Source organism: Kosakonia sp. Marseille-Q7440 (genome assembly GCF_965119485.1).
This window is the reverse complement of record NZ_CBCPLT010000002.1, coordinates 18,336-38,459: the sequence shown is the minus strand read 5'-3', so window position 1 is coordinate 38,459 and position 20,124 is coordinate 18,336. Positions and strand designations below refer to the sequence as shown.

Annotated in this window: 20 protein-coding genes; 13 read left to right on the top strand and 7 right to left on the bottom strand. The window is 57.6% G+C overall.

All coding sequences use genetic code 11. The features are described from left to right. Nucleotides 1-77: 77 nt before the first annotated feature. Nucleotides 78-134 carry a YsgD/CorL family protein gene (ysgD, locus tag ACWPW2_RS14040; protein WP_353656052.1) on the top strand — a complete coding sequence of 19 codons (57 nt, stop codon included), beginning with the start codon at nt 78-80 and terminating at the stop codon, nt 132-134. Nucleotides 135-287: 153 nt separating this feature from the next. Next, the gene (corA, locus tag ACWPW2_RS14035) at nt 288-1,238 is read left to right on the top strand and encodes a magnesium/cobalt transporter CorA (protein WP_023479615.1); all 951 of its coding nucleotides are present in this window, start codon (nt 288-290) and stop codon (nt 1,236-1,238) included. Between the two features lie 41 nt (nt 1,239-1,279). Here corA and ACWPW2_RS14030 read toward each other — a convergent pair whose 3' ends face one another. The 4 genes from ACWPW2_RS14030 to yigI form a co-directional block, all read right to left on the bottom strand. Further along, nucleotides 1,280-1,672 carry a DUF2628 domain-containing protein gene (locus ACWPW2_RS14030; RefSeq protein WP_023479592.1) on the bottom strand — a complete coding sequence of 131 codons (393 nt, stop codon included), beginning with the start codon at nt 1,670-1,672 and terminating at the stop codon, nt 1,280-1,282. A gap of 36 nt (nt 1,673-1,708) precedes the next feature. Further along, the gene (locus ACWPW2_RS14025; protein ID WP_023479547.1) at nt 1,709-2,086 is read right to left on the bottom strand and encodes a putative membrane protein; all 378 of its coding nucleotides are present in this window, start codon (nt 2,084-2,086) and stop codon (nt 1,709-1,711) included. 146 nt (nt 2,087-2,232) lie between these two features. Continuing rightward, nucleotides 2,233-3,129 carry an EamA family transporter RarD gene (rarD, locus tag ACWPW2_RS14020; protein WP_023479586.1) on the bottom strand — a complete coding sequence of 299 codons (897 nt, stop codon included), beginning with the start codon at nt 3,127-3,129 and terminating at the stop codon, nt 2,233-2,235. Nucleotides 3,130-3,184: 55 nt separating this feature from the next. Next, entirely contained in the window at nt 3,185-3,652 is a 468-nt protein-coding gene (gene yigI / locus ACWPW2_RS14015; RefSeq protein WP_023479602.1) for an acyl-CoA thioesterase YigI, read from the bottom strand. 159 nt (nt 3,653-3,811) lie between these two features. Between yigI and pldA the strand changes: the two genes are divergently transcribed. From pldA to rhtC, 3 genes are all read left to right on the top strand, one after another. Beyond that, on the top strand, nt 3,812-4,681 hold the full coding sequence (pldA, locus tag ACWPW2_RS14010; RefSeq protein ID WP_023479589.1) for a phospholipase A: 870 nt from the start codon (nt 3,812-3,814) through the stop codon (nt 4,679-4,681). Between the two features lie 68 nt (nt 4,682-4,749). Then, a complete protein-coding gene (gene recQ, locus ACWPW2_RS14005) occupies nt 4,750-6,576 on the top strand; it encodes an ATP-dependent DNA helicase RecQ (protein ID WP_124970831.1) in 1,827 nt (608 codons plus the stop codon). A gap of 60 nt (nt 6,577-6,636) precedes the next feature. Further along, nucleotides 6,637-7,257 carry a threonine export protein RhtC gene (gene rhtC, locus ACWPW2_RS14000; protein WP_023479561.1) on the top strand — a complete coding sequence of 207 codons (621 nt, stop codon included), beginning with the start codon at nt 6,637-6,639 and terminating at the stop codon, nt 7,255-7,257. Nucleotides 7,258-7,484: 227 nt separating this feature from the next. On the opposite strand, the gene rhtB is transcribed toward rhtC, so the two are convergent. Next, nucleotides 7,485-8,105, bottom strand: coding sequence for a homoserine/homoserine lactone efflux protein (gene rhtB / locus ACWPW2_RS13995; RefSeq protein ID WP_042714313.1), 621 nt, complete (start codon nt 8,103-8,105; stop codon nt 7,485-7,487). Between the two features lie 109 nt (nt 8,106-8,214). Between rhtB and pldB the strand changes: the two genes are divergently transcribed. The 3 genes from pldB to ACWPW2_RS13980 all read left to right on the top strand — a co-directional run bounded on the left by pldB (nt 8,215) and on the right by ACWPW2_RS13980 (nt 11,037). Then, nucleotides 8,215-9,207 carry a lysophospholipase L2 gene (pldB, locus tag ACWPW2_RS13990; protein ID WP_023479539.1) on the top strand — a complete coding sequence of 331 codons (993 nt, stop codon included), beginning with the start codon at nt 8,215-8,217 and terminating at the stop codon, nt 9,205-9,207. A 25-nt stretch (nt 9,208-9,232) separates the two neighbouring features. After that, nucleotides 9,233-10,039: a sugar/pyridoxal phosphate phosphatase YigL gene (gene yigL, locus ACWPW2_RS13985; RefSeq protein ID WP_023479545.1), complete on the top strand. Its 807-nt coding sequence runs from the start codon at nt 9,233-9,235 to the stop codon at nt 10,037-10,039. Nucleotides 10,040-10,137: 98 nt separating this feature from the next. After that, complete coding sequence (locus tag ACWPW2_RS13980; protein WP_454123715.1) at nt 10,138-11,037, top strand: carboxylate/amino acid/amine transporter; 900 nt, start codon at nt 10,138-10,140, stop codon at nt 11,035-11,037. On the opposite strand, the gene metR is transcribed toward ACWPW2_RS13980, so the two are convergent. Beyond that, nucleotides 10,925-11,878, bottom strand: coding sequence for an HTH-type transcriptional regulator MetR (gene metR / locus ACWPW2_RS13975; RefSeq protein ID WP_279794857.1), 954 nt, complete (start codon nt 11,876-11,878; stop codon nt 10,925-10,927). The two genes, ACWPW2_RS13980 and metR, sit on opposite strands and share 113 nt — an antisense overlap. 248 nt (nt 11,879-12,126) lie before the next feature. Between metR and metE the strand changes: the two genes are divergently transcribed. The 4 genes from metE to ACWPW2_RS13955 all read left to right on the top strand — a co-directional run bounded on the left by metE (nt 12,127) and on the right by ACWPW2_RS13955 (nt 18,224). After that, on the top strand, nt 12,127-14,388 hold the full coding sequence (gene metE, locus ACWPW2_RS13970) for a 5-methyltetrahydropteroyltriglutamate--homocysteine S-methyltransferase (RefSeq protein ID WP_454123713.1): 2,262 nt from the start codon (nt 12,127-12,129) through the stop codon (nt 14,386-14,388). A 129-nt stretch (nt 14,389-14,517) separates the two neighbouring features. Then, nucleotides 14,518-15,495: an ABC transporter substrate-binding protein gene (locus ACWPW2_RS13965; protein ID WP_312121919.1), complete on the top strand. Its 978-nt coding sequence runs from the start codon at nt 14,518-14,520 to the stop codon at nt 15,493-15,495. A gap of 3 nt (nt 15,496-15,498) precedes the next feature. Next, nucleotides 15,499-17,208 carry an ABC transporter permease gene (locus ACWPW2_RS13960; protein WP_454123710.1) on the top strand — a complete coding sequence of 570 codons (1,710 nt, stop codon included), beginning with the start codon at nt 15,499-15,501 and terminating at the stop codon, nt 17,206-17,208. Then, nucleotides 17,196-18,224, top strand: a complete 1,029-nt coding sequence (locus tag ACWPW2_RS13955; protein WP_454123708.1) for an ABC transporter ATP-binding protein — start codon at nt 17,196-17,198, stop codon at nt 18,222-18,224. The genes ACWPW2_RS13960 and ACWPW2_RS13955 overlap by 13 nt, the downstream gene beginning before the upstream one ends. A 23-nt stretch (nt 18,225-18,247) precedes the next feature. On the opposite strand, the gene ACWPW2_RS13950 is transcribed toward ACWPW2_RS13955, so the two are convergent. Then, the gene (locus tag ACWPW2_RS13950) at nt 18,248-19,054 is read right to left on the bottom strand and encodes a dienelactone hydrolase family protein (protein ID WP_023479553.1); all 807 of its coding nucleotides are present in this window, start codon (nt 19,052-19,054) and stop codon (nt 18,248-18,250) included. 258 nt (nt 19,055-19,312) lie between these two features. Here ACWPW2_RS13950 and udp point away from each other — a divergent pair, with 258 nt between their 5' ends. Beyond that, nucleotides 19,313-20,074, top strand: coding sequence for a uridine phosphorylase (gene udp / locus ACWPW2_RS13945; protein ID WP_042716347.1), 762 nt, complete (start codon nt 19,313-19,315; stop codon nt 20,072-20,074). Nucleotides 20,075-20,124: the final 50 nt, after the last annotated feature.

Genomic DNA, 20,124 nt, shown 5'->3' with positions numbered 1-20,124 from the left:
AGCGTTTCGTTGCGTGTTGACGCCTTCTGAGTGCTGGCGTAACATGCGCGCACGATCACGCTAAGAGGACATTCGCCTTGGACACACCCAGTAGATGCTGGCTCAATTTCCTGGATTTCAGGAACAACTCCTAAGGCTTTCTCCTCACGCTGATGGCCTTAGTGGTTGTCGGCGACCCGCTTTATCCCCCGTCGCGCTGAGTCAGACTGTTTAATGGTCTGAAACCCCAATTGTTTCTTGTGTGCCCTGCGAACTGTCCGATATTTTTTGCATTGGGAGTCCCGGCCATGCTGAGCGCATTTCAACTGGAAAACAATCGTTTAAGCCGTCTTGAGGCTGACGAAATCAAACACCTCGCCAGCTCGGTTTGGGTTGATTTGGTCGAGCCGGACGATGATGAACGTACCCGCGTGCAAACGGAATTGGGCCAGAATCTGGCTACGCGACCTGAACTGGAAGACATCGAAGCCTCGGCGCGTTTTTTCGAAGACGAAGACGGTCTGCACATCCACTCCTTCTTCTTTTATGAAGATGCGGAGGATCACGCAGGCAACTCAACGGTAGCATTCACCATTCGCGAAGGGCGTCTCTTTACCCTGCGCGAACGCGAACTGCCCGCGTTTCGTCTCTACCGTATGCGCGCCCGCAGCCAGGAGATGGTTGACGGCAACGCCTATGAACTGCTGCTCGATCTCTTCGAAACCAAAATTGAACAGCTGGCGGATGAGATTGAAAACATCTACAGCGATCTCGAAAAGCTCAGCCGCGTCATTATGGAAGGGCAGCAGGGCGATGAGTATGACGAAGCGCTCTCGACGCTTGCTGAGCAGGAAGATATCGGCTGGAAAGTGCGTTTGTGTCTGATGGATACCCAGCGCGCGCTGAACTTCCTGGTGCGCAAAGCGCGTTTACCGGCGGGTCAGCTTGAGCAGGCGCGCGAGATCCTGCGCGATATCGAGTCGCTGCTGCCGCATAACGAATCCCTGTTCCAGAAGGTGAACTTCCTGATGCAGGCGGCGATGGGTTTTATCAATATCGAGCAGAACCGAATCATCAAGATCTTCTCGGTCGTTTCGGTGGTGTTTCTGCCGCCAACGTTGGTGGCATCGAGCTATGGGATGAACTTCGAGTTTATGCCTGAGCTGCACTGGAGCTTCGGCTACCCCGGCGCGATTATCTTTATGATCCTCGCCGGCCTTGCCCCCTACCTCTACTTCAAACGCCGCAACTGGCTTTGAAGCCAAAAAAAAAGGTTCAGCCTGCGCTGAACCTTTTTTCTTTACAGGCTCCAGTCGTGGACGCCCTTCACTTTATATTGGTAGTACCAGATGTTTGCCCGCATCGCGGTAAACAGGTTCACCACATAGCCAAGGAAGTTCAGATCGGAAATCACCATAATGAGGACGACAACTACGTTGAGCAGCAGCACCAGCAGGGCTTTTTTCCACATACCGAGGATCAGCAGATAGATCGCGGAGAAGAAATAGGCGAAGAAGTTGAAAGAGATTTTCACCTTCTGACCAAATGTCATGGTCTTAAAGGCCTCTTTCCAGGCCGGAGTCGGGCCCCAGAAATTAGGCATGCCGTGTTTTTCAAAGAAAGCAAAACGGAATTTCCATTTGTCGTTCAGTGAAGCGTCGTTCTGGTAGTCGTATTCGTTGTTAATACTCATCTTTCCTCTCCTAAAATTATGATCCTGGCAGGCGAATTAATTTGTTGTTTTTAACTGAGTGGGTGCGAGAAGAAACACGAAAAACACCAGCATATCGAAGCTGATGTTAATGCGAACACCTATGCTGGCGCAGTCCGCCCCGAAGAAAAAGCCAAGTACACCGCAACCCAGATAGATCAATACCGATGGCAGGACCACATAGCGGCCCTTTAACCCGCTATCTCTGCCGCGCTGCGCGTTGATATTCACCTTCAGATAGGTGTAAATCAGCATGCACAGCAGAAGCAGTATGGGGAACTCATCCAGATTAAATGCGATAACAAAATAGATAAGATGCAACAGTACATACGCAAGGATGTACGGGCCGCGCGTGAGGCGCGCTTCGGCGGAAGGCAAAAAAATCCTGCCAGTCATTATCTCTTATCCTGAGTAGCGCAAATAACGAAGCGGCGAACATACCATTCAGTAGATTAATATGCGACGCGACGATCGAATAACCCACGAATATTTGTAGGTAGCGGGCGGCAATACCGCCCGTTTAATCCGTTCCCTAAATGGAATTAGCGTGTTTTACGCAACGCGCGCTGGGTATAAAGGGCATCCATTACGAAGATCGCCAGCGCCACCCAGATAAAGCCAAAGGTCACCATCTTATCCGCGCCAGGATGCTCACCGTAAAAGGTCACCGCTAACAGGAACATCAGCGTCGGGCCGATGTACTGAAAGAAACCGAGGGTTGAGAGGCGCAGACGCGTTGCCGCTCCGGTAAAGCAGAGCAGCGGCACCGTGGTCACCACGCCCGCTGCGATCAGCAGCAGATTGAGCGACAGGCTGTTCTGCGACATATGGCTGGTCGGGCTATCGGTAATGCCGAACAGCCAGATGGCGGCCACCGGCAGTAACCATAAGGTCTCTATCAGCATGCCGGTTTGCGCCTCGACAGCGATTTTCTTTCGCAGCAGGCCGTAGAAGGCGAAGCTAAAGGCCAGGCCGAGGGCGATCACCGGCAGCGAGCCAAAGGTCCAGAGCTGCACCAGCACGCCCAGCGCGGCGAGGATCACCGCCAGCCACTGCATGCGACGGAAGCGCTCGCCCAAGAAAAGCATCCCCAGCAGAATATTCACCAGCGGGTTAATAAAGTAGCCGAGGCTCGCCTCCAGCATATGGTTATGGTTAACCGCCCAGATAAACAGCAGCCAGTTGCCGCCCACCAGCACCGCCGAAACCGCCAGCAGCAAAATCTTTTTCGGCGTTTGCAGCAGCGCTTTCACACTCTTCCACTGGCGGCTTACGCTTATCAGCGCCAGCATAAAAAAGAAGGACCAAATAACGCGGTGAGTCAGGATCTCATCGGCGGGAACATACCAAATCACTTTGAAATAGGCGGGCGCGATGCCCCAGATAAAATAAGCGGCGAGCGCAAGTAATACGCCAAGCCGCGTCTGCTTTGCATCCATCAGAAAGACTCGTTGCGAAAATGTAACCGCATGGTACCCGATTTCGCAGGCCTGCTCACCCCACCATATAGGTAGCGGTTGCGCTGGCGATATGCACCTGCTCCTCGTTATGCAGCTCCACGCGCGCAACCGCGACCTTATTGCCCGCGCGCAGCAAACTGCTGCTGGCGGTAAAGCGCGTACCGCGGCCAGGACGCAGATAATCGACACGCAAATCAATCGTTCCCATCCGCGCCAGGCGCTGGCGCAGCTCCTCTTCGCTGATGGTTTCATGGCGGGTGAGGGTGCTGCCGACGCACACCAGCCCGGCGGCGACATCCAGCGCGGAGGCAATCACTCCGCCGTGCAGAATGCTCTGCGCCCAGTTACCGACCATCATCGGCTGGTTATTGAAATGCAGTTCTGCGAAGGCTTTTTCATAGCGCCCCAGCTCAAGGCCTAACGCACGGTTGTAGGGCATGTGATAGACAAAAATTTCGCCCACCATTTGCAGGGCTTGATCGGCGGTAAGAACGGCTGACATATCAATCTGATCCGATGAGTTAATGGAGTGTTAATTTTATGCTCAATGTTTGTTGATTGCTACTTTAAGAGCGATAGACGAGCAGTGACGCAAGAAATATGTAGAATACGTGCGGATAAGACTATTAATTAACTCAACTAGAATTCGGAGCTTAAACCGATGCGCACCTGGCCGGGGTATATTTTCGCAGTGCTGGCACTGCCGTTTATGGCACTCGCACAAGAAGCAACCATCAAAGAAGTCCATGATGCGCCCGCCGTGCGCGGTAGCATCATCGCGAATATGTTGCAGGAGCATGATAATCCCTTCACGCTCTATCCGTATGAATCCAACTATGTGATCTATACCGATACCAGCGATCTGAATAAGGAAGCGATCCGCTCCTACAACTGGGCTGACAACGCGCGTAAGGATGAAGTGAAGTTCCAGATAAGCCTGGCCTTCCCCTTCTGGCGCGGCATTCTCGGGCCAAACTCGGTATTGGGCGGCTCCTATACGCAAAAATCCTGGTGGCAGCTCTCCAACAGCGGCGAGTCTTCTCCCTTCCGCGAAACCAACTACGAACCGCAGCTGTTCCTCGGTTTCGCCACAGATTACAAATTTGCCGGCTGGACGCTGCGTGACGTGGAAGTTGGTTTTAACCATGACTCCAATGGCCGCTCCGATCCTACCTCGCGCAGCTGGAACCGCGCTTATACCCGCCTGATGGCGCAAAACGGTAACTGGCTGGTGGAAGTGAAGCCCTGGTATGTCGTAGGCTCCACGGACGACAACCCGGATATCACCAAATATATGGGTTACTACCAGCTGAAAATCGGTTACGAAATTGGTGATGCGATCCTCAGCGCGAAAGGGCAGTACAACTGGAATACCGGCTACGGCGGCGCAGAAATCGGCCTCAGCTACCCGGTAACCAAACACGTTCGCCTCTATACTCAGGTTTACAGCGGCTACGGCGAATCGCTGATTGATTATAATTTCAATCAGACCCGCTTCGGTGTGGGCGTGATGCTCAACGATCTGTTTTAAGGCATTGCAGTTTCAGTCACAGGCGCTGAAAATAGCGCCTGTTTTTATTTCAGGCAAATGGGGTCAATGTGGCGCAGGCGGAAGTATTGAATCAGGAATCGCTGGCTAAACAGGTTTTACAAGAGACCTTTGGCTACCAGCAGTTCCGCCCTGGCCAGCAGGATATTATCGACACCGTGCTTGGCGGTCGCGACTGCCTGGTGGTGATGCCGACCGGCGGCGGCAAATCGCTCTGTTACCAAATTCCGGCGCTGGTGCTGGAAGGGCTGACGGTGGTGGTCTCGCCGCTTATCTCGCTGATGAAAGATCAGGTCGACCAGCTGCTCGCCAACGGCGTAGCGGCGGCCTGTCTCAACTCGACCCAGAATCGCGAGCAGCAGCTCGAGGTGGTAAACGGCTGTCGCAACGGGCAGATCCGTCTGCTCTATATCGCGCCTGAGCGCCTGATGCTCGACAACTTCCTTGACCAGCTGCGCCAGTGGAACACGGTGCTTATTGCCGTCGACGAAGCGCACTGTATCTCCCAGTGGGGACACGATTTCCGCCCGGAATACGCCGCGCTCGGCCAGCTGCGCCATATGCTACCCAACGTGCCTTTTATGGCACTTACCGCGACCGCCGATGACACCACGCGGCGCGATATTGAACGCCTGCTCAGCCTTAACGATCCGCTGATTCAGGTCAGCAGTTTTGACCGCCCAAACATCCGCTACATGCTGATGGAGAAGTTTAAGCCCCTCGATCAGCTGCTGCGCTATGTGCAGGAGCAGCGGGGTAAATGCGGCATCATTTACTGCAACAGCCGGGCGAAAGTGGAAGATACCGCCGCGCGCTTACAGGCCCGGGGCTTCAGCGCCGCGCCTTATCACGCCGGGCTGGAGAACGAGGTTCGCGCGCGGGTGCAGGAGCAGTTCCAGCGCGATGACCTGCAAATTGTGGTTGCCACCGTCGCCTTCGGCATGGGGATTAACAAACCCAACGTCCGCTTTGTGGTGCACTTCGACATTCCGCGTAATATCGAATCCTACTACCAGGAGACCGGTCGCGCCGGGCGCGATGGCCTGCCCGCAGAAGCGATGCTGTTTTACGATCCGGCAGATATGGCCTGGCTGCGCCGCTGCCTGGAAGAGAAGCCCGCCGGGCCGTTGCAGGATATCGAGCGTCACAAGCTCAATGCGATGGGTGCCTTTGCTGAAGCGCAGACCTGTCGTCGCCTGGTGCTGCTCAACTACTTTGGCGAAGGGCGCCACGCGCCGTGCGGCAACTGCGATATCTGCCTCGATCCGCCGCGGCAGTACGATGGTTTACAGGATGCGCAGAAAGCGCTCTCCGCCATCTATCGCGTTAACCAGCGCTTCGGCATGGGCTATGTGGTTGAGGTGCTGCGCGGCGCGAATAACCAGCGTATCCGCGAGATGGGCCATGACAAGCTGCCGGTCTACGGCATCGGGCGCGAGCAGAGCCACGAACACTGGGTAAGCGTGATTCGCCAGCTGATCCACTTGGGCTTTGCCATGCAAAATATCGCCCAGCACTCGGCGCTGCAACTGACGGAAGCGGCGCGTCCGGTGCTGCGCGGTGAGGTGCCGCTGATGCTGGCGGTGCCGCGTATGGTGACGCTTAAGCCGAAGGTGATGCAGAAGGCGGCGGTCGGCAATTACGATCGCAAGCTGTTCGCCAAGCTGCGTAAGCTGCGTAAAGCGATCGCCGACGAAGAGAACATCCCGCCGTACGTGGTGTTTAACGATGCCACGCTGATTGAGATGGCGGAGCAGATGCCGCTTTCGCCAGGCGACATGCTGAGCGTCAACGGCGTCGGTACGCGCAAACTGGAGCGTTTTGGCCAGGAGTTTATGGCGCTGATCCGCGCCCATGTCGACGGCGATGAAGAGTAGTCAGCCTGCGGGAAAAGTGTCAGGATAGCCCTTCACTGAATCTTTTCTCGCGAGTTCGCTATGTTAACGCTCTTTCTCTCCGTCATGACAGTGCACTTCATTGCGCTGATGAGCCCCGGTCCCGATTTTTTCTTTGTTTCTCAAACTGCCGTTAGCCGCTCGCGCAAAGAAGCGATGCTGGGCGTGCTCGGCATCACCGCAGGTGTGATGGTGTGGGCAGCGGTCGCGCTGCTTGGCCTCAACCTGATCCTCGCGAAAATGGCGTGGCTGCATAGCATCATTATGGTTGGCGGTGGTCTCTATCTCTGCTGGATGGGCTTTCAGATGCTGCGCGGTGCGCTGAAGAAAGAGACGGCGAACAGCGATGCGCCGCAGGTTGAGCTGGCGGCGGGCGGCCGCAGCTTTGTGAAAGGCTTACTGACCAACCTCGCAAACCCGAAAGCGATTATCTACTTCGGATCGGTCTTCTCACTGTTTGTTGGCGACAGCGTCGGCGCTAACGCGCGCTGGGGCATCTTTGTGCTGATTGTGGTAGAGACCTTCGCCTGGTTTACGCTGGTCGCCAGCGTCTTTGCGTTACCGCGCGTTCGTCGCGGCTATCAGCGAATGGCGAAGTGGATCGATGGCGTCGCCGGTGCGCTCTTCGCCGGGTTTGGTATCCATTTGATTATCTCCCGCTGATGCGAATTGCCGGATGGCGCGTGCGCTTATCCGGCCTACGAAAAACCAGACAGCGAAACGTGTAGGCTGGATAAGGCGTAGCCGCCATCCGGCATATCAATCACAAATGTGCGATTGTTCGCGTAGGCCGGATAAGGCGCAGCCGCCATCCGGCATATCAGTCATAAATGTGCGATTGTTCGCGTAGGCCGGATAAGCGTCAGCGCCATCCGGCAAACAGACCGCACTCACGCGTGCCTTGCTGACGCCAACAACGCCCCCACCAGCACAAACAGCGATCCGAACACTTTATTCAATGCCTTCATCTGATGCGGGCCTTTGATCCATCCCGCAATGCGCCGCGCCAGCGTGGCATAACCAATCATCACAATGATATCGACCACGATGGTCGTCGCTCCAAGCACCACATACTGCATCACCTGCGGCTGATTGGGCGCGATAAACTGCGGAAAGAGGGCAGCGAGAAACACAATGCTCTTCGGGTTGGTGAGGTTCACAAACACCGCGCGTTTAAACAGCCGCCCGCGTGATTGCGTCTGCGCCAGGGTATGGAGATCGAGCGCGCCTGCGGCGCGCCACTGCTGAATACCGAGCCACACCAGGTAGGCCGCGCCCGCCCACTTCAGCACCTCAAACGCCAGCACAGAGCGGGAAAAGAGCGTGCCCAGCCCGATACCGACCAGCACGATATGGATCCCCAGCCCGGTCTGCAAACCGGCAATCGAAGCCGCCGCGCCGCGATAGCCGTGGCTAATGGAGGTGGTCATGGTGTTGATCGCCCCGGAGCCGGGCGAGAGGCTTAAAATCAACGATGTCAGCAGGTAGGCGAACCACCACTCGAAGGTCATGAGAAATTCCCTGGTTGTCGGTTTTTATGCCACAATACGCCATTGTCTGTGGAATTTGCTATTGGTCACAAAAAAACGATTTTACATGGCTAAAAGGGGCAAAATCCCGATGTTTCGGCAAAAAAAGGCGTGGGAAAGCAGAGAAAAAGCGTTCGCCGCATTCACCATGGGTCCGTTAATGGATTTCTGGCGATCGCGTGAAGAGGACGTGTTTACCGGCGTGGACGACGTGCCGGTCAGTTTTGTGCGTTTTCGCGCGCAGAGTAACGATCGGGTGATCGTGATCTGCCCCGGCCGTATCGAAAGCTACGTAAAGTATGCTGAACTGGCCTATGACCTCTTCCACCTCGGTTATGACGTGCTGATTATCGATCACCGCGGCCAGGGTCGCTCCGGACGCATGCTGCCCGACGCGCATCGCGGTCATGTGGTCAAATTCAGCGACTATGTCGAAGATTTGGCCGCCTTCTGGGAGCAGGAAGTTGCCAGCGGCCCGTGGCGCAAACGCTATATTCTGGCGCACTCGATGGGTGGCGCGATCTCAACGCTCTTTTTACAGCGCTATCCGCACGCCTGCGACGCCATCGCGCTCTGCGCGCCGATGTTCGGCATTGTTATTCACCTGCCGGATTGGGTGGTGCGTCCGCTGCTGGAGTGGGCTGAGAGCTACCCAAGCATCCGCGACGGTTACGCCATCGGCACCGGCAGCTGGCGTCCGCTGCCCTTCGCCATCAACGTGCTGACCCACAGCCGCGAGCGCTACCGCCGTAACGTTCGTTTCTACGCCGATGAACCGACCCTGCGCGTTGGCGGCCCGACGTGGCACTGGGTGCGTGAAGGTATTCTCGCTGGCGAACAGGCGCTGGCAGGGGTGGAAAAAGATGCCACGCCGACATTACTGATTCAGGCAGAAGAGGAGCATGTGGTGGATAACCGCATGCATCAGCGCTTCTGCGAACGCCGCGCCGCCGCCGGTCACCCCTGCGAAGGGGGGAAACCGCTGGTCATCGAAGGCGCGTACCATGAGATCCTTTTTGAAAAGGACGCCATGCGCTCAGTCGCGCTCAACGCCATCGTCGATTTTTTCGATCGACATAACTGATGATTTATTGAGGTTAAATTTTCTTATGTACCAGGTTGTTGCCTCTGATTTAGACGGTACGCTGCTCTCTCCCGACCACACACTGTCGCCTTTCGCCAAAGAGACCTTAAAACTGCTGACCGCGCGCGGTGTGAACTTTGTCTTCGCCACCGGCCGCCACCACGTTGATGTCGGGCAGATCCGCGATAATTTAGATATCAAAGCCTACATGATCACCTCCAACGGCGCGCGCGTGCACGATACCGACGGAAACCTGGTCTTCACCCATAACCTCGATCGCGATATCGCCGCCGATCTCTTCGGCATGATGCATAACGAGCCGGAGATCATCACCAACGTCTACCGCGACGATGAGTGGTTTATGAACCGCCACCGCCCGGACGAGATGCGCTTCTTCAAAGAGGCGGTGTTCAAATATGCGATCTACGAGCCGGGTTTACTGGAGCCGGAGGGCGTCAGCAAAGTCTTCTTCTCCTGCGACAACCACGAAAAACTGCTGCCGCTGGAACAGGCGATCAACGCCCGCTGGGGCGATCGCGTCAACGTCAGCTTCTCCACCTTGACCTGCCTGGAAGTGATGGCGGGCGGCGTATCGAAAGGCCATGCGCTGGAAGCGGTATCGCACGCGCTGGGCTACAGCCTGAAAAACTGCATCGCCTTCGGCGACGGTATGAACGATGCCGAAATGCTGTCGATGGCGGGTAAAGGCTGCATTATGGCAAACGCCCACCAGCGCCTGAAACAGCTCCATCCGGAGCTGGAAGTAATTGGTACCAACGCCGATAACGCCGTGCCGAAATACCTGCGTAAGCTCTATCTTGGCGAAGATTGACAACTGTTCACAAAAAAAACAGACGTCAACTAAATAGTCAAACTTTGTACACCTGAGTTCGCTACAATGCGTGTCCTTTCACTTGAGAGACATTCATTGTGGCGTTACTGATCATCACCACCATTCTGTGGGCCTTCTCGTTTAGCCTGATTGGCGAATACCTTGCCGGGCATGTCGACAGCTACTTTTCGGTGCTGATGCGCGTCGGGCTGGCGGCGCTGGTCTTTTTGCCCTTCCTGCGGGCGCGCGGTCATAATCTGCAAACCATCGGCTTGTATATGCTGGTGGGCGCGCTGCAACTGGGTATCATGTATCTGTTCGGCTTCCAGGCCTATCTCTACTTAACGGTCTCCGAGTTCCTGCTCTTCACCGTCTTCACTCCGCTCTATATCACGCTGATTTACGACCTGCTGAGCAAACGCAGGCTGCGCTGGAGCTATCTGCTGAGCGCCGGGCTGGCGGTGATTGGCGCGGCGATCATCCGCTACGACAAAGTGAGCGATCACTTCTGGACCGGGCTGATCCTCGTGCAACTGGCAAATATCAGCTTTGCGATTGGCATGGTGGGGTATAAGCGCCTGATGGAGACGCGCCCGATGCCGCAGCACAACGCCTTTGCCTGGTTCTATCTTGGCGCGTTTGTGGTGGCAGCAGTAGCGTGGCTGATAATGGGCAATCCGCAGAAATTACCGACCACCACGTTGCAGTGGAGCGTGCTGGTGTGGCTGGGCGTCGTGGCGTCGGGGCTCGGTTACTTTATGTGGAACTACGGCGCGACGCAGGTGGACGCGGGCACGCTCGGCATCATGAACAATGTGCATGTTCCCGCCGGGCTGCTGGTCAACCTTGCCATCTGGCAGCAGCAGCCGCACTGGCCCAGCTTTATTATTGGTGGTGCGGTGATAATGGCTTCGCTATGGGTACATCGCCGTTGGGTCGCTCCGCGCTCCGCACAAACGGCAGATGATCGCAGGCGTGGTTCCGCGCTGAGCGAATAAACGCTTCCGTTACCGGCTGACGCTGCTCGCCGTCGCGCACCGCGGCGTACAGCCGGCTCCACAATCCCTCGCCGAGGGTTTTAGTCACAATCAGACCCTGGCGCTCAAAACTCTCCACCACCCAGTGCGGCAGTGCGGCAATCCCCATGCGCGCGGAGACCATCTGAATCAGCAGCAGCGTGTTATCGACGCTTTTCAGCGACGGGCTGACACCTGCCGGTTGCAGAAAGTGCCGCCAGATATCAAGCCGGCTGCGCTGCACCGGATAGATGAGCAGCGTTTCGCTGGCGATATCTTCCGGCGTGATATGCGCCACCGCCGCCAGCGGATGATCCGGTGCCAGCACCAGTCGCACTTCAAAATCAAACATCGGTGAATAGTGCAGGCCGCTGCGCGGCAGAATATCGGAGGTGAGCACCAGATCCAGCTCGCCCTGCTGCAAAGCGGGCTGCGGATCGAAGGTAACGCCGGATTTGAAATCCATCTCCACCTGCGGCCAGCTCTGGCGGAAATTCTCAAGCGCGGGGGTCAACCACTGAATACAGCTATGGCACTCAATGGCGATGCGTAAGGTGGTTTGCTGCGGCTCATTGCAGGCTTGCAGCGCGCGGCTAATCTGCGGCAGCACCTGATTGGCCAATTGCAGCAAAATTTCCCCCTGCGGCGTAAAACGCAGCGGCTGGCTTTTACGCACAAACAGACGAAAACCGAGGCGCTGTTCCAGATCGCTGAACTGATGGGAAAGGGCGGATTGCGTCTGGTGCAGCGTTGCCGCAGCGGCAGCCAGCGATCCGCTATTTCGTAACGCTTGCAGCGTTTTCAGGTGCTTAATCTCGATCATGAAACTCTTTCACTCCGGCATGAATATTTTGCGCTTGAGGAATACACAGTACCTTCACATTATGGATGTGTAAACATCTGGACGTCCAAAACTCGTCGTATTTCAACTTGCAGGTGCGTTGGCTGCCTCGCTTACCCTGGTCACTTACTTCAGTAAGCTCCCGGGGATGCGCTACGTTGCCGCCTTCCTGCCAGTCGAACTACTTAGAGTTTTGCCTTCAGAATCAGCTAAATAAAAGAGGAAGGAACATGACAATTATTAACCACACCCTCGGTTTCCCTCGTGTTGGTCTGCGTCGTGAGCTGAAGAAAGCGCAAGAGAGCTACTGGGCCGGCAACGCCAGCCGTGAAGAGTTACTGGCGGTGGGCCGCGAGCTGCGCGCACGTCACTGGGATCAGCAGAAAGAAGCGGGTGTCGATCTGCTGCCGGTCGGCGACTTCGCCTGGTACGACCATGTTCTGACCACCAGCCTGCTGCTTGGCAACGTGCCGGCTCGTCATCAGAACAAAGACGGCTCTGTCGATATCGATACCCTGTTCCGCATCGGTCGTGGTCGTGCACCGACCGGCGAACCGGCGGCGGCAGCGGAAATGACCAAATGGTTTAACACCAACTATCACTACATGGTGCCGGAATTCACCCAGGGCCAGCAGTTCAAATTCACCTGGACCCAGCTGCTGGACGAAGTGGATGAAGCGCTGGCGCTCGGCCACAACGTCAAGCCGGTACTGCTTGGCCCGGTTACCTACCTGTGGCTGGGTAAAGTCAAAGGCGAGCAGTTCGACCGCCTGAGCCTGCTGAACGATATTCTGCCGGTCTACCAGCAGGTGCTGGCTGAGCTGGCGAAACGCGGCGTCGAGTGGGTGCAAATTGACGAACCTGCGCTGGTGCTGGAGCTGCCGCAAGCCTGGCTTGATGCCTTTAAACCGGCTTACGACGCGCTGAGCGGCCAGGTCAAACTGCTGCTGACCACCTATTTCGAAGGCGTTACGCCGAACCTCGATACCATTACCGCGTTGCCAGTGCAGGGCCTGCATGTTGATCTGGTTCACGGTAAAGATAACGTCGCCGAACTGCATCAGCGCCTGCCGGCCGACTGGCTGCTCTCCGCCGGGCTGATTAATGGCCGTAACGTCTGGCGCGCCGATCTGACCGAGAAGTATGCGCAGATCAAAGAGCTGGTGGGCAAACGCCCGCTGTGGGTTGCCTCCTCCTGCTCGCTGCTGCACAGCCCGATCGATCTGAGTGTAGAAACCCGCCTCGATAAAGAGGTGAAAAGCTGGTTCGCCTTCGCCCTGCAAAAATGCCAGGAGCTGGCGCTGCTGCGCGATGCGCTCAACAGCGGCAATACCGACAAACTGGCGGAGTGGAGCGCCCCAATCCAGGCGCGTCGCCACTCAACCCGCGTGCATAACACCGCCGTTGCGAAACGCCTGGCGGCTATCACCGCGCAGGACAGCCAGCGTCAAAGCCCCTACGCCGAACGCGCTCAGGCGCAGCGCGCACGCTTTAATCTGCCGGCCTGGCCGACCACCACTATCGGCTCCTTCCCGCAAACCACTGAAATTCGTGGCCTGCGTCTGGACTTTAAAAAGGGCAACCTCGATGCCAGCAACTACCGCACCGGTATCGCGGAACATATCAAACAAGCGATTGCCGAGCAGGAGCGCCTGGGGCTGGACGTGCTGGTGCATGGTGAAGCCGAGCGTAACGACATGGTCGAGTACTTCGGTGAAAACCTCGACGGCTTCGTCTTTACGCAAAATGGCTGGGTGCAGAGCTACGGCTCCCGCTGCGTGAAACCGCCGGTCGTCATCGGCGATGTTAGCCGCCCGCAGCCGATCACCGTTGAGTGGGCGAAGTATGCCCAGTCGCTGACCGATAAACCGGTCAAAGGGATGCTTACCGGCCCGGTGACCATTCTCTGCTGGTCCTTCCCGCGTGAAGATGTCAGCCGCGAAACCATCGCCAAACAGATTGCGCTGGCGCTGCGTGATGAAGTGGCAGATCTGGAAGCTGCCGGTATCGGCATCATCCAGATTGATGAACCTGCGCTGCGCGAAGGGTTACCGCTGCGCCGCAGCGACTGGGACGCCTATCTGCAATGGGGTGTTGAAGCCTTCCGCCTTAACGCCGCGGTAGCGAAAGATGAGACGCAGATCCACACCCACATGTGTTACTGCGAGTTCAACGACATCATGGACTCTATCGCCGCGCTGGATGCCGACGTTATCACCATCGAAACCTCCCGTTCCGACATGGAGCTGCTGGAGTCCTTCGAAGAGTTCGAATACCCGAACGAAATCGGGCCGGGCGTGTATGACATTCACTCACCAAACGTCCCGAGCGTTGAGTGGATCGAGGCGCTGTTGCAGAAAGCCGCGCAGCGTATCCCGGCAGAGCGTCTGTGGGTTAACCCGGACTGCGGCCTGAAAACCCGCGGCTGGCCGGAAACGCGCAGCGCGCTGGCAAACATGGTGAAAGCCGCGCAGAACCTGCGTCAGCAGTAATCAACCTTACCGCGCTGCTGTTAAAAACGGCGGCGCGTCATTGCCTTAGCGCATCTCATCCCGCCTTCGTAACATGATTGTCAAACTCCCTTGTTTTAATCGTCGCAACGAAAACAGCGGGAGAGATCCATGAATAACAAACGTGTGCTGGCCGCAGTTGTGCTGGCTCTTATCAGTGCCTCGTCATGGGCAAAATCAACCTTAACGCTCTATACCAGCCAGCCGAATGACGATGCGCAGATGACCGTCAGCGCCTTCGAAAAAGCGCACCCGGATATTGAAGTGAAGTGGATCCGCGACGGCACCAGCAAGCTTATTGCCCGCTTGCAGGCAGAGTTAGCCGCCGGTAGCACCGCGCCGGATGTGCTGCTGATTGCCGACAGCGTGACCATGGAATCCCTCAAAAAACAGAACCTGCTGGCAGCCTATAAGTCACCTGAGGCCGCGCGCTTCGACCCGCAGCTGTTTGATAAAGAGGGCTATTACTACGGCACCAAAGTGATCACTACCGGCATTGCCTACCACACCAAAGCACCGCTTAAACCGACCTCCTGGCTGGATCTGCTCAAACCTGAAGTGAAAAACATGACCACGCTGCCAAGCCCGCTCTACTCCGGCGCGGCGCAGATCCACCAGGCGACGCTGATGAATGACCCGGCGCTCGGCTGGCAATACTACGAAAAACTGAAACAGAACGGCGCGATGCCGCAAAGCGGCAATGGCGCGGTGATGAGCGCGATTGCCTCCGGCAGCAAAGCCTATGGCGTGCTGGTGGATTACCTGGCGATCCGCGAAAAAGCCAAAGGTGCGCCGGTTGAGTTTCTCTTCCCGAAAGAGGGCGTCAGCGTCGTTACCGAACCGGTAGCGATGATGAAGGGAACCAAGAACCCGCAAGGGGCGAAAGAGTTTATCGATTTTGTCCTCTCTGACGCCGGGCAAAAACTGGTGCTGCAACAGGGCTATCTGCCTGCGGATGCGAAGCTGCCGGTGCCAAAAGGCTTCCCGCCGCGTGACAGCATCAAACTGATGCCGTTTGATGCGGCGAAAGCGCTGGCCGAGACCGAGGCGAACAAAAAACGCTTCGCCGATCTCTTCGGTAACCGTTAAACGATGAGTAGCGCAATCGTGCCGAACAGCGGCGGCGGCGCAACCAAAGGGCTGCTCTGGCTGTTGCTGTGCCTGGTGGCGCTGCTGAGCCTGTTGCCCAGCCTGCGGCTGCTGCTCTCCGCGCTGGTGGACTGGCGGCAGGGGAGTGACAGCAGCCTGTGGCGCGTGCTCAGCAACCCGGCGACCTGGCTGGCGCTCTGGCACAGCCTTTACACCAGCGGGCTTGGCACACTGCTGTCGCTGCTGCTCGGCAGCCTGTTTGCCTTCTGCCTGGCGCTGACCAACATCCGCCTCAAACAGATGTGGATGTTTCTGTTTATGTTGCCGATGATGATCCCGCCGCAGGTCACCGCCCTAAGCTGGCTGCAACTCTTCGGCCCCGGCAGCATTCTGCTTAACAGCCTCGGTATCGCGCCAGGCTTTGGCAGCAGCAACCCGCTCTATTCGCCGGAAGGGATTGCGCTGCTGCTCGGTATTCAGCATGCGCCGCTGGTGTTTCTCGCGCTACGTACGCAACTGCGCGCATTACCGCAGGAGCATATTGAAGCGGCGAGGCTTAATGGCGCATCGCTATGGCGTGTATTTATCGATATTGTGCTGCCGCTGTGCCGCACCGCGCTGTGGGCGGGAGCCGCCATCGCCTTTGTCTCGGCGCTGGGCAACTTCGGTATTCCGGCAATGCTCGGTATTCCCATCTCCTATTTCGTGTTGCCAATCCATATCTACCAGACGCTGGCAAGCTTTGGCCCGTCTATGCTCAATGACGTGGCGGCGCTCTCGCTGCTGATGGGCGTACTGGCGATTGGCATTGTCATGCTCCAGAGCCGGATGCAGCGGCGCTATGCCTTACCGCTGATTGGCACCACCGGGCGCGCGATTGCCTTCAGGCTAGGAAGCGGGCGGCTGGTTGTCGAAGTGCTGCTCGGCGCGGTGTTGTGCGCGATCCTGCTTGCGCCCCTGCTGGCACTGATTGCCACATCGCTGGTGCCGACGCTCGGCGTGCCGCTGAACAGCGAGACCTTTACCCTCACCGCCTGGTACAACCTCTTCACCGAGCAGAGCGCCACGGCGCGCGCCCTCGGCAACAGTTTTCTGCTATCGATCGCAGCCGCGCTGGTGCTGATGCTGGTTAGCCTGCCGCTGGCGTGGCTGCTGGTGCGCTACCCGAACCGCCTGCTGCGCGGGTTGCACAGCATAATTGATATTCCTTACACACTGCCGGGCGTGGTGCTGGCCATCGCCTGCATTCTGCTCTTTGCCCGTCCGCTGCCGCTGCTTGATATCGCGCTCGGCGGCACGCTGACGATTATCTTTTTGGCCTATCTGGCGCGCTTTCTGACGGTCTGCCTGAAGCCGGTGCACAGCAGCATGCTGCAACTTGACCCGGCGATGGAGGAGGCGGCAAGCCTGGCGGGCGCGGCTTTCGGCCAGCGTCTGCGCCATATCGTCTTACCACTGCTGGCCCCGGCAGCATTTGCCGGTGCGCTGTTGGTATTTCTTACGGCGGTTAATGAGTTAACCGTTTCGGCGCTGTTATGGAGCGCGGGAAAGGAGACCATCGGCGTGGTGATTTTCAACCTGGATGAGAGCGGCGATAAGGTGCTGGCCTCGGCGCTCTCCGTGCTGGTGGTGGCGCTGGTCGCGCTGGTGATGCTACTGCTCGGCGCGCTCGGGCGCTATTTACCGAAAGGAGTGATCCCATGGCAGAACTGAAGCTCGAACGGCTCAGCAAAGTGTTTGGCGAGCAGGCGGTGGTGCGGGATCTGACCTTAACGCTGCCGCAGGGTGCCTTTACCGCGCTGTTAGGGCCAAGCGGCTGCGGCAAAACCACCACGCTGCGCATTCTCGCCGGGCTGGAGACATTAAGCGACGGGCGTTTGCTGCTGGGTGAGCGCCTGCTGGCGGATAAAAGCCACCATACGCCGCCGGAGCAGCGCGATATGGGGATGGTGTTCCAGTCCTATGCCCTGTGGCCGCATATGACGGTTGCCGAAAATGTCGGTTATCCGCTGAAGCTGCGCAAAGTGAACGGTGCCGCGCGGCAAAAACAGGTGATGGCGGCGCTGGAGGTGGTTGAACTTGGGGCCTATGCCGCGCGTGCGCCCCATGAGCTTAGCGGCGGGCAGCGTCAGCGTGTTGCACTGGCGCGCTGTCTGGTCTCTGAACCGCAAGTGGTGCTGCTGGATGAGCCATTAGCCAATCTCGACAGGCACCTGCGCGCCACCATGGAGCAGACGTTTCGGGAGTTTCATCGCCGCACCGGTGCCACCTTTGTCTATGTCACCCATGATCAGGCGGAAGCGATGGCGCTGGCGAGCCATATTGCGGTGATCCATCAGGGCGAACTGATGCAGTGGGGCGCGCCGCAGGATCTCTACCAGCAGCCGAAAAGCGGCTGGGTCGCGCGCTTTATTGGCAAGGGCAGCGTGCTGACGCTGGCGACGCCCGCCGGAGATCAACAACTGGACAGCGCCTCGCTGCATCACGGCTTGTCGCAGAGCGGGTATGGCGCGCAACAGCCGGTGCTGGTGCGCCCGGAGCATGTGCAGATTGCCGGGGAAGGATTAAGCGCGCAGGTGGAGAGCTGTATTTATCAGGGCGAGCGCTATTTGCTGGCGCTACGTTTAGCGGATGGGCAGGGGCTTACAGCGTTTCATCACGCCGCGCTGCAACCGCAGCAGTCGGTCTGCGTGCGTTTACTACAGGGCTGGAAGCTGGAGGCGGCATAGCGCGCCGCCTCCGTGCTTGAAGACTACTTTTTCGCGTACTGCGCAAACCACGCCAGCATGCGCTGCCAGCCGTCGGCGGCAGATTCCGCATGGTAGCTCGGGCGATAATCGGCATTGAACGCGTGGCCCGCTTCGGGGTAGACAATGATCTCCGCGTTGGCATTTGCCGCGCGCAGCGCCTGGCGCATCGTCTCCACGCTCTCCTGCGAGATACCGGTATCCTGCGCGCCATACAGGCCAAGCACCGGCGCGGTCAGATCGGTGGCGATATCGACCGGGTGTTTCGGCGAATTCAGGGTTTTTTCACCCGTCAGCTTGCCATACCACGCCACCGCCGCTTTCAGTTGCGGATTGTGCGCCGCGTAAAGCCAAGCAATGCGGCCGCCCCAGCAGAAGCCGGTCACCAGCAGTTGATGGGCGTCACCGCCGTTGCGTGCCGCCCAGTTGGCGACGTGGTCGAGATCGGCCAGCACCTGCGCATCCGGTACTTTACTGACCAGCCCGCTTAAGAGCGTGGGAACGTCGGCAAAATCATTCGGATCGCCCTGGCGGAAATAGAGCTCCGGCGCGACGGCAAGATACCCCTCCAGCGCCAGCCGGCGGCAGAGATCGCGAATATGTTCATGGACGCCAAAAATCTCCTGCACGACGATAACAATCGGCAGCGGGCCTTCGGCATCTTTTGGTCGGGCGTGATACGCGGGCATGGTATCGCCCTGCGTTGGAATGGAAGTTTCGCCTGCGATCAGCCTCTCTTCCGGCGTATGAACCGTGGTTGACGCAAGCGGTGAAGCCGCAGGCGCAAAGCCCGGCTGTTTGGTGGTGGTCATGACATTCTCCCTACCCTTTATTAGCGCTCCCCTAACTATAGTCATGAAGACCAGGGCATGCGCAATCGCCGTGCGCAGGCAATCTTTGCTGCTGAGTTAGCGGGAATAACGTGTTAGTGTGACGCGCGTCACTATTTTATGGAAATTGATTGCAATCAATTTCATTCATGGTGACAGCAGTCACGAAAACAAGCGCGTGGCTTCTGTAAAGTACCGTTTTACCTCCCCCCGATAATACCGACCACAGAGGAGTCTGTTATGTCCAAGTCTGATGTTTTTCACCTCGGCCTCACTAAAAACGATTTACAAGGGGCTACCCTGGCCATCGTCCCTGGCGATCCGGAGCGAGTGGAAAAGATCGCCGCGCTGATGGATAAGCCGGTCAAGCTGGCCTCCCACCGCGAATTCACCAGCTGGCGCGCCGAGCTGGATGGCAAAGCAGTGATTATCTGTTCTACCGGTATCGGCGGTCCTTCTACTTCCATCGCCGTTGAAGAGCTGGCGCAACTGGGCATCCGCACCTTCCTGCGTGTCGGCACCACCGGCGCGATCCAGCCGCATATCAACGTCGGCGATGTTCTGATCACCACCGCCTCCGTGCGTCTTGACGGCGCCAGCCTGCACTTTGCCCCGATGGAGTTCCCGGCGGTGGCGGATTTTGAGTGCACCACGGCGCTGGTGGCCGCAGCCGATGCGATTGGCGCGACTAAACATATCGGCGTGACCGCCTCGTCTGACACCTTCTACCCGGGCCAGGAGCGTTACGACACTTTCTCCGGCCGCGTAGTGAAAAGCTTTAAAGGCTCAATGGAAGAGTGGCAGTCAATGGGCGTGATGAACTACGAAATGGAGTCCGCTACGCTGCTGACCATGTGTGCAAGCCAGGGGCTGCGCGCCGGGATGGTTGCCGGGGTGATCGTCAACCGCACCCAGCAGGAGATCCCGAACGCGGAAACCATGAAGAAGACCGAAAGCCACGCGGTGAAAATCGTGGTCGATGCCGCACGTCGACTTCTGTAATCCCGCTTCCAGATTTACAAGGCCGACGCGTTCGGCCTTTTTTATTTGCG